1 protein-coding gene is annotated in these 1,733 nt (G+C 68.0%); it reads right to left on the reverse strand.

The genetic code is table 11. The features are described from left to right. A partial coding sequence (locus U9980_RS09860; protein WP_322767647.1) for a CTP synthase occupies positions 1–1,625 on the reverse strand: 1,625 nt, incomplete at its 3' end. Positions 1,626–1,733 lie beyond the last annotated feature (108 nt).

The following is a 1,733-nucleotide window of genomic DNA, read 5'->3' on the forward strand; positions in this document are numbered from 1 at the left end:
TGGGTCACCGCCGCCGCGGCCAACGCCCGGAACAGCGGGTGGGCCCGGGTCGGTCGGGATCGGAACTCCGGGTGCGCCTGGGTGCCCACGTAGAACGGATTGTTCCCGGTCGTGAGCTCGACGACCTCGACGAGCCGACCGTCCGGCGAGGTCCCCGAGATCACCAGGCCGGCGGCGGTGAGCCGGTCCCGGTAGTCGTTGTTGACCTCATAGCGGTGCCGGTGGCGCTCACCGACCTCGGCGACCCCGTACACCCGCCGGGCCACCGTCCCCGGAACCAACACGCACGGGTAGCGGCCCAGACGCATGGTGCCGCCCATATCCCGCTCACCGGCGACCACCGCCCGCTGGTCGGCCATGGTGGAGATCACCGGATGCGGGGTGTCCGCGTCGAACTCGGTCGAGTTCGCCCCCACCAGCCCGGCCATGTTGCGGGCCGCCTCGATCACCATGCACTGCAGGCCCAGGCACAACCCCAACGCCGGGATCGCGTTCATCCGCGCGTGACGCAGCGCCTCGATCTTCCCCTCGATGCCGCGGATGCCGAAACCACCCGGCACGAGCAGGCCGTCGACGCCATCCAATGCGGATGCGGTGGTCTCCACCGACGAGCAGGAATCCGAGGGCACCCAGCGGATCTCCACCCGGGCGTTCACCGCGAAGCCACCCGCGCGCAATGCTTCGGTCACCGACAGGTAGGCGTCCGGCAGGTCGACGTACTTGCCGACGATCGCGACGGTGACCATCTTGGCCGGGCAGTGAACACGGCGCAGCAGAGTGTCCCACTCGGTCCAGTCGACGTCGCGAAAGGGCAGGCCCAGGCGGCGGACCGCATAGGCGTCGAGCCCCTCGCGGTGCAGCACCTTCGGAATGTCGTAGATCGATACCGCATCCGGCGCACCGACCACGGCCTCGTCGTCCACATCGCACATCAACGCGATCTTGTTCTTGAGTGCGTCCGGCAGCGGGCGGTCAGACCGGGCGACCACCGCATCCGGCTGAAGGCCGATACTGCGCAGTGCCGCCACCGAGTGCTGCGTCGGCTTGGTCTTGAGCTCGCCGGAGGGAGCCAGGTACGGCACCAGGCTCACGTGCACGGTCAGGACGTTGTCACGGCCTACCTCGTGGCGGACCTGCCGGATCGCCTCGAGGTAGGGCAGGGACTCGATGTCGCCGACCGTCCCGCCCACCTCGGTGATGACCACGTCCACCTCGTCGGTGGCGAGCCTGCGGATCCGGCCCTTGATCTCGTCGGTGATGTGCGGTATGACCTGCACGGTCTGCCCGAGATAGTCGCCCCGGCGTTCTCGGGCGATCACCTCCGAGTAGACCTGGCCGGTGGTGACGTTCGCGCTGCCGTCGAGGTCGACGTCCAGGAACCGTTCGTAGTGGCCGATGTCGAGGTCTGTCTCGGCACCGTCATCGGTGACAAAGACCTCCCCGTGCTGGAACGGGTTCATCGTGCCGGGGTCGACGTTGAGGTAGGGATCAAGCTTCTGCATGGTGACCCGTAGGCCACGTGCCTTCAGGAGACGACCGAGGCTGGATGCGGTGAGCCCCTTGCCGAGACTGGAGGCCACACCTCCGGTCACAAAAATGTGCTTGGTCACGTGCGCCTGCGCCACGCTGAGACCCTTCCGTGGGTATCGCCGGCCGGATCCGTACCTGGCCGGTCCACGGGATTTCACGGTAACACCCCTGCCCACGGCCTGCTCACGCGCAGGTCACCGATG

This window comes from Protofrankia sp. Cr1, assembly GCF_963555865.1.
In the GTDB taxonomy this organism is placed as follows: Bacteria; Actinomycetota; Actinomycetes; order Frankiales; family Frankiaceae; genus Protofrankia.